Below are 7,545 nucleotides of genomic sequence, written 5' to 3'. Positions count from 1 at the left end.
TAGGCATGTCCGCGCCCGGTCGTGGGAGCCAGTGCCCGCAGGACGGGCAGCGCGAACGTGTGCGCGGCGATCGGCGACCGCCAGGCATGCCAGCGCGCCGCGTAGAGCCAATGCCCGGCCAGCCACGCCAGCACCCCGACCGCCAGCCACAGCAGCGCCGAGCCCCGCACCCACGGATACAGCAGCGACAGCCCGAGCCGGTACAGGTTCGACAGGATCAGCAGCCCGCCCAGGATCCGCAGCACGCCCGGATACAGCCACAGCAGCGCGCCCACCGTCAGCAGCGCACCGACCGCGCCGACGGCCACCACCAGCAATTCGGCAACCAGAATCATCGCCGCCCCCTTTGTCTCCGATCGGTCGTGCCCTACTTCGGTGCGGCCCCCGCCGGCTGGTCGGCCGCGGGGGCGAGTTTGAGCAGCGCCCGCAGCTTGCCCGGTTCCAGCCCGGTGAGCGCCAGCAACTCCGCTTCACTGGCCCCACGCGCTTGGATCTGTGCCAGCGCCGCCGCTTGCTGCCGCTGTGTTGCCGCCACCGCGGCCGCGTAGGTCTTTTCCGCTGCGGCGATGGCGGTATCGCGTTTGCCTGCCGCTGTGGCCAGCGCCGACGCCGCTTTGAGGTAGTCGGTCAGATCCTTGGTGTTGGCCGATTCGCGTTCCCGCGCGGCCGCCGCTAGCGCGGCCATCCGTTCGCGTGCTTCCCGCGCGGCCACGACCGCCGCCCCGGGAGCGCGTTTTGTGCCTGTCATCGCTGCCAGCCTCCCAACGGACCGCGCGCGGCCCCTCGCGTTGCCGGTACCGGGCGGACTGTCGGCCGAGCCGATCAGGTTGCCCGATATTTGTTGATCTTTGACGGTACGCCCGTTTCTCGCTGTTCATCAGCGAATTTCCGTTCGCCGTTCCCGCGCGCCCTCCCGCTCCCCTGCCGATTCCGCACCATCCACCCCCTACTGGTACCCACGTGACAAGCCCAAATCTCCTACACACCTCTTGCACTATCGTGAATTCCCAGGTCACAGCCTCTTCCGTTGCCGCAAGTTTGCGCGCACACTTGATCATGTGTTGACCATCAAGGCGTTACACGCCGGCGATGGCTTCGAGTACCTCCTCCGCTCGGTCGCCACCGCTGATCGTCAACGCGCGCGGGGTCAAGGACTCACCGACTACTACACCGCCACCGGCACTCCCCCAGGCCAATGGTTCGGCCGCGGCGCCGACCTGCTCGGAGTATTCGGCGAGGTCACCGAAGCGCAGATGCGGGCCCTCTACGGCGAGGGCATCCACCCCGACGCCGACCGCATCATCATCGACGCCATCGCCGAGGGCAAGACCACCGAGCAGGCCCTCGCCGAGGCCAAACTCGGCAGCGGCCACCACGCCGTCGGCGGCACACCCAGCCCGATCAGCGAGATCTACGAGCGCAGCAAAGTCGCGTTCCTGGCCCAGCATCAACGCCCTCCCGACCGCGAGGAATGGCTGGATCTACGCATCGGAGCCGCCCGCACGCACCTGCTGGGCGAACTCGGGCGTACACCGACTCCAGAGGAGATCACCGACGCCCTTGCCGACGAGAAGCGCCGGGACCGGGCCACGGTGGTGGGGTTCGACATGGTGGCCACACCCACGAAATCGGAGTCGATCCAGTGGGCGCTGCTCGATGACGAAGGCCGCCAACAGCATTGGGAAGCCCACCTGCGCGCCCTCTACGGCGCGCTGGAAACCGCCCAGGACAAGTACGCGCTGGCCCGCCGCGGCGCGGGCGGCAAACGGGTTATCGACGCCGAAGGTTTGACCTTCGCGGTTTATCACCACTGGGATTCACGGGCAGGAGATCCCACCCCACACAGTCACGTCGTGCTCTCGGCGCGGGTCCTGGGCTCGGACGACAAATGGTGTGCCCTGGACGCGCGGGCCCTCTATCAGGCCACGGTGTCGCTGTCGTGCGAGTACAACGCGCGCCGCATCGGCGAGCTGAAACGGACCATGGGCTACCGGTTCGAGGAGCGCTATCGCAACGGTCTGGGCAAGGCTCCCGTGCTCGAAATCGCCGACGTCCCCGAGGAATTGATCAAGTTCTTCTCCCGGCGCCCGAGCATTCTGAAAGAAGCCGAGAAGCTCATCGCCGACTACCGGCGCACCCATGGGCACAATCCGCCCAAGAACGTGCAGATCCACCTCGTCCAGGCCGCTACCCTCGCCACGCGTGAGGGCAAACCGCTGCCGAGATCGCTGGCCGAGATGCTCACCGAATGGGCCGCCCAGACTGAGGAATTCCTCGGCGACGGCCGCACCGCCCGCGACTTCGCCACCGAGGTCCGCTACCTGTCCCAGCACCCGGACGCACCGCGCCGCTACGACCTGCACAAGGCCACCATCACCGCCGGCCAGGCCCTCGGCGGCGCCGCCACCATCACCGACACCCCCCGCTCCCGCGTGCAGCAGGTGGTCCTCGACACCCTGGCCCACCGATTCCTCCTGCCCGCCGAACTGGACCCGCAGACCGCCGCCGAGCAGGTGTGCGCGCTGCTCGATCCCGACAACGAGAACAACCTGCTCGAGCACGTCGACCGGGCCGTCCTCGCTGCCCAGCGCAGCGTCTACGACCCCGGCCAGGTCGCCGTCGACATCCTCGAAACCGTGGCACGCCGGCGCGCGACCTGGACCGAAACCCACATCCGGGCCGCCGCCGAAGACCGGATCAGTCTGTGTGACTTCCCCACCGCCCAGGCCCAGCGTGACGCGGTGGAAACCGCGATCACGACCGTGCGCGACCAGCTCAGCGTGGCGTTGAGTGTGGACCCGGATCCGGTGCCCGCCGCGATGGCGCGCCGCAACGGCGAGCACGTGCACACCACCTGCGCGGCCACCACGCTGCGCTACACCTGCGAAGCGGTCCTGGACAACGAAACCGGGCTGCTCGAGGCCGCGAAGACGCCCACCGCCGAGTTCGTGTCCACGTCGGCGGTGGAGGCCGCCATCGCCGCGGTCGAGACGCCGGATACGCCGAAACTCAATGCGGGACAACGCCGCATCGTGCGGCACCTGTGCACGTCCGGGATGCGGCTGGCGGTCGCGATCGGCCCCGCCGGTACCGGCAAGACCACCGCCATGCGCGCGGCCGTGAAGGCGTGGCGCGCCGACGGGCGCGCCGTGATCGCGCTGTCTCCGCAGAAGACCGCCGCCCGCGAACTCGGCGACGCGATCGACTGTCCTGCCCGCACCATCGACTCCCTGCTCGCGCTCGCACGCTGGGGCCGCGACACCGGTATCACCGCCGGGGCAATGCTGCTCGTCGACGAGGCAGGCATGGCTTCGACCCACAATCTCGCCGAACTGCAGCGCCTGGCCGACGCCCACGGCGCGGTCGTGCGCTGGATCGGCGACCCCGCCCAACTCGACGCGATCGAAGCCGGCGGCGCACTCCGATTGATCGCCACCGACACCCGCGCCCCCGCCCTGGACACGGTGGTGCGGTTCGCCGATCCGCTCGAAGCCGCCGCGTCGCTGCACGTGCGCGACGGCGACGCGGACAAGGCATGGGCGTACTACAAGAACGCTGGGCGCGTAGTCGCCGGAATGGCCGACGAACTGCGCGAACAGATCCTCACCAACCACCTCGCCGACCTCGACCGCGGCGCGTCCAGCCTGATGATGGCCGCCACCCTCGACGACGTCCACATGCTCAACGGAGCCGCCCAAACAGCCCTCGCCCTGCGCGGACAAGTGCAGACCAGCGGGCCCGGCGTGCAGTTGGCCGACGCACACACCGGCTACATCGGGGATCTGGTCGTCACCCGCCGCAACAATCCCCGCCTGCGCATCACCGGCGGCTACCGCGCCGGGAACCCGGTCGACAACGGCGAGCAATGGCGCGTGCAGAAGATCCACGCCGACGGCTCACTGACGGTCACCGGCACCACCCACCGCGGCCACGTCCGACTGCCCGCCCGCTACGTCACCGATCACACCGAACTCGGCTACGCCTCCACGGTGCACCGCGCGCAAGGCATGACCGTCGACAGCGCCCACCTGCTCATGGGCGCAGCGCTGGGCCGCTCCCTCGCCTACGTCGGGCTCACCCGTGGCGCCACCTGGAACGGTATCTACCTCACCACCGACGCCGTCCCCGAACCGGATCTGCACCACGAACCGGGCCAGGTCCTCACAGATCACGAGGTGTGGCGGCGTGAACTTGGACGCCGCGACGACAACATCACCGCCACCGAGATCCTGCGCGCCGAAACCGACCGCCTCACCGACCCGGGCCGGACCCGCGAGATCTACGACCACGCCCGCCAGCTGCTCACCCACGCCCGCCTCGCCGACCTGCTCGACCGCGCACTGGAACCCGCACTCGCCGAACAGGTCCGCCATTCCCGGCACTATTCGACGCTGCTGGACACCCTCGACCGCGCCCACGAACACGGCCTCGACACCGTGACCCTGGTCGGGCTCATCGCCACCGACCGCTGGCGCGCCACCATCGACGGACTCGACGACACCGACGACCCGGCCGCGGTCCTGCGCGCCCGCGCCGACCGCCACATCGCCCGCCAACTCGGCTACCCCGCCCGCTCCAGCGACGGCCCGTTCCGCACGCTGCGCGACCTGCCCGAACCCGAGCTACCGGCCCTGCCGCCACGCCATCCCGGCGTCGACGCCGAACTCGCCGACTACGCCGCCGATCTACGCACCCGCCTGGCCGACCGGTCCGAGATCGAAGCTTTGGCCGCCAACCCCGACCGCGTCGCCGCGATCGGCGAACTCGCCGACGCGCTCGCGATCGACGGCCCCGACCGCACCCTCGACGCCCGCCTCGATCGGTTGCGCCGCGACTACACCCACCGCGTGAAGATCCTCGGCCGCGACTGGGCCCGGCATCTCCTCGCCGATGCCCTGCCCGCCGGACTGCACCGCCACGCCCAGGACGGCCGCGACTACACCCACCTGCTCGACGTGCTCGCCCACGCCGAATCCGCCGGCCTCGACGCCCGCGCACTCGTCACCGAAATCGCCACCGCCACCTACCCACCGATCACCCGCCCCCGCGACGTCGCCACCGTGCTCGCCACCCGCGCCGACACCGCCATCGCCCAGCACCGACTCGACACCGGCGACCTCGCCACCGTCACCCCGCCGCCCCCTCTGCCGCCCGAACACCCCGGGCTCGATCGCGCCGTCGCCGACCACGCCACCGATCTACTGCACCAGATCGCCACCCTCGAAGACCTGCGCCTGCTCCAGCAGATGCAGGCCGACCCGCTGCGCATCCTGGACACCCGAGCCCTCAACGCCCGCATCCGCGCACTACGCCACACCGCGACCGGACCCGACCCGGCCGAACTCACCGCGACCGACATGCAGACCTCCCACGTCGACGCCGTCACCGCCGATCACGCCGAACTGCACGCGCGCGTCGAAGCCATCCACGCCGCGCAGACCGCGCTGGACTCCGCCGCCGAAGCCCAGCGCCGACTCGACGCCGCCGCCGAGGACCTCACCACCGCACTGGCAGCGCTCGCGGCCGTACCCGCGTACCGGCGCAGCGCACGCCAAGCCGCACAAGCCCAGCTCACCGCCGCCCAAACCCACTACGACCGGACCCGCAGCCACGCCGAAACCGCTCGCGTCGACGCCGATATCGCCGTGCAGGAAGCTCTCGAGGCAGGCGCGCCACGGGCGCAGTGGACACAGCTGATAGCTCGCGACAACGACGAATCCCGCCACGCTGAACTCATGGCCGCTCGCGCCGAAGACGACCGCATACAGGCCCACCGAGCCCGGCTCGCGCACCGACGCACCCATGCCAACCAGCAACTCGCGCAGGCGCTGGCCGAACGCACACGACGCCGCAACCTCTCCCCCGCCGCAGCGGAAGCCGAACAGCGTGTACGCGCCCGCACCGTCACACCGGACGCACAGCAAGCACCCGAATCAGCCCAGGCCCAACATCCGCAGGCCGCTCAGGACTACGGCGCCGAACTGTAGATATTCGACAATCGATCTGGCGTTGACCAGCGGTGCGCGAGTTACAGCCGTTTAGCGGACCGCATAATGATCAGCATGCTGCTGCTGGCCGGTGCCACGTGCTTGATCGTGGGGGCATACCTGCAGATCGGGGCTAATTCCCTCGAAGAGCGTGGTGCGTTGAGCCGTAGCGCGGCAGCCCGGATGTGGGCCTATGCCTTCCTGCTGATCGCGGCACCTCTTCTGATTCTGGCCACGTTGCAGGTCGAGATGCCCCTCATCTTCAAAGTCGTCCTGTGCCTCTTCCACCTGATCCTGCTGGCCGTGCTGGCCATCGTGCTGCGCCGCCTACCCCGCTCCGGCAGGCAGTGAACCTCAGAAATCAAGCGCCAGCTGCGGATATTCATCGTCGCGCGGCACCGCGTGACGGCGTCCGGGATGCTGCTGCAGTGGTGTGGCACGCAGAGTGTGTATCTGGGGGAGGTCGGGTTTGACCTGCCCGAGCCGCGAGGCGACGCGTGCGAGATCGGGTTCTTCGGCGATCACGTGTTGGGCGTGGGTGGCGCGCAGAGCTCCGGGGGCGATGCCCTCTCCCTCGCAGAGACCCGCTTCACGGCCTAGGTCGCGCACGATGTCCTCGATCTGCCGCTGCGACAGCCGCCGCAGGTCGCTGTCGCCTTCGTCGTTGTCCCCAGCCAGGAAGAACGGCTTGATGCGCAGATCGCCGAGCAGGACTGCGCGTTCGGAGCGCCACGCGGCCAGCGCGACCGCGGCACGGCGCGGCAGATGAACTTGTCGGCGGCGGCCGCCGGGGCCAGGAACCCACACGATTCGTCTGGCCCCGGTCAGTACCAGGTCGTCGTCATCGAGGTCGGCGGCTTCGGACTCCCGTAGCCCGCCGTAGAGCAGCAGCATGACCAGCGCCATGTTGCGCACCTTGCGGATCCGGAACAGTCGGGTGTGCGCGGGGCGGGCCTGCGCCGTCGCGATCAGCCTGGATTGCTCGTCGACTGTCAACGGACGCGTGACTACCCGTTTGATCGGGGCAGGGGCCACCTGGGCAGGTCCCAGCTCGAGGTGCTCGTAGTAGCTGTTCAACGCCGCCAGCGTCACATTCCAGGTGCTGGCGGTGCGGCCGCGCTGTTTCAGCGACTGCAAATACGCTTCGACCGCGGCGTCACGCCCGCTGGCGGTGGTGAGAGCATCGACGTGGGCGGGGTCGGCCTCGCGCAGCCACGCAAGATACAGCGAGACACGGCGGGTGTACTCGATCCGGGTGCGCGGCACCAGTTTCCGGTGCGGGCGCACGCCCAGCGCGTGCGCATAGAGCGGGTCGAGAGCGTACCGATCGCTGCCGGCCGATCCGACATCGACAGCACCCGCTAGCGCGTCCTCGCTCACCGCTCTCACCACCTTTCCTCTGCTGATCTCAAGTCTCGAGGATGGCAGCAGGGACCGACAAGCAGCACCGGACAACCCATTAGTCACGCGTCAAAATGCTTGGATCCGTGACTAATTGGTGCTTTCGGTCGTGTCAGCGGCTGAAGCCGCTGATCCCGTTCTCGCGCATGAGTGGTTC

General features: G+C 69.3%; 5 protein-coding genes. 2 read left to right on the top strand and 3 right to left on the bottom strand.

The window, feature by feature from the left end:
- A partial coding sequence (locus JK358_RS38500; RefSeq protein ID WP_201958779.1) for a hypothetical protein occupies positions 1–335 on the bottom strand: 335 nt, incomplete at its 3' end.
- Positions 336–367: 32 nt separating this feature from the next.
- Positions 368–748, bottom strand: a complete 381-nt coding sequence (locus tag JK358_RS38495) for a hypothetical protein (protein WP_201958777.1) — start codon at positions 746–748, stop codon at positions 368–370.
- Positions 749–1,058: 310 nt separating this feature from the next.
- Here JK358_RS38495 and mobF point away from each other — a divergent pair, with 310 nt between their 5' ends.
- Both mobF and JK358_RS38485 read left to right on the top strand, forming a co-directional pair.
- Positions 1,059–5,987 carry a MobF family relaxase gene (mobF, locus tag JK358_RS38490; protein WP_201958775.1) on the top strand — a complete coding sequence of 1,643 codons (4,929 nt, stop codon included), beginning with the start codon at positions 1,059–1,061 and terminating at the stop codon, positions 5,985–5,987.
- 75 nt (positions 5,988–6,062) lie between these two features.
- Positions 6,063–6,338 carry a hypothetical protein gene (locus JK358_RS38485; protein ID WP_201958767.1) on the top strand — a complete coding sequence of 92 codons (276 nt, stop codon included), beginning with the start codon at positions 6,063–6,065 and terminating at the stop codon, positions 6,336–6,338.
- Between the two features lie 3 nt (positions 6,339–6,341).
- Here the strand turns inward: JK358_RS38485 and JK358_RS38480 are convergent, their stop codons facing one another.
- A complete protein-coding gene (locus JK358_RS38480) occupies positions 6,342–7,367 on the bottom strand; it encodes a tyrosine-type recombinase/integrase (RefSeq protein ID WP_201958764.1) in 1,026 nt (341 codons plus the stop codon).
- Between the last annotated feature and the right edge of the window lie 178 nt (positions 7,368–7,545).

The organism is Nocardia acididurans, from assembly GCF_016741815.1.
Taxonomy (GTDB): domain Bacteria; phylum Actinomycetota; class Actinomycetes; order Mycobacteriales; family Mycobacteriaceae; genus Nocardia; species Nocardia acididurans.
This window is presented reverse-complemented; position numbering and strand designations above follow the sequence as displayed.

What these genes read in the sequence shown, in the direction of transcription:
- JK358_RS38485 (WP_201958767.1), top strand. Translation starts at nt 6,063, where the DNA reads ATGCTGCTGCTGGCCGGTGCCACGTGCTTGATCGTGGGGGCATACCTG.
- JK358_RS38495 (WP_201958777.1), bottom strand. Translation starts at nt 748, where the DNA reads ATGACAGGCACAAAACGCGCTCCCGGGGCGGCGGTCGTGGCCGCGCGG.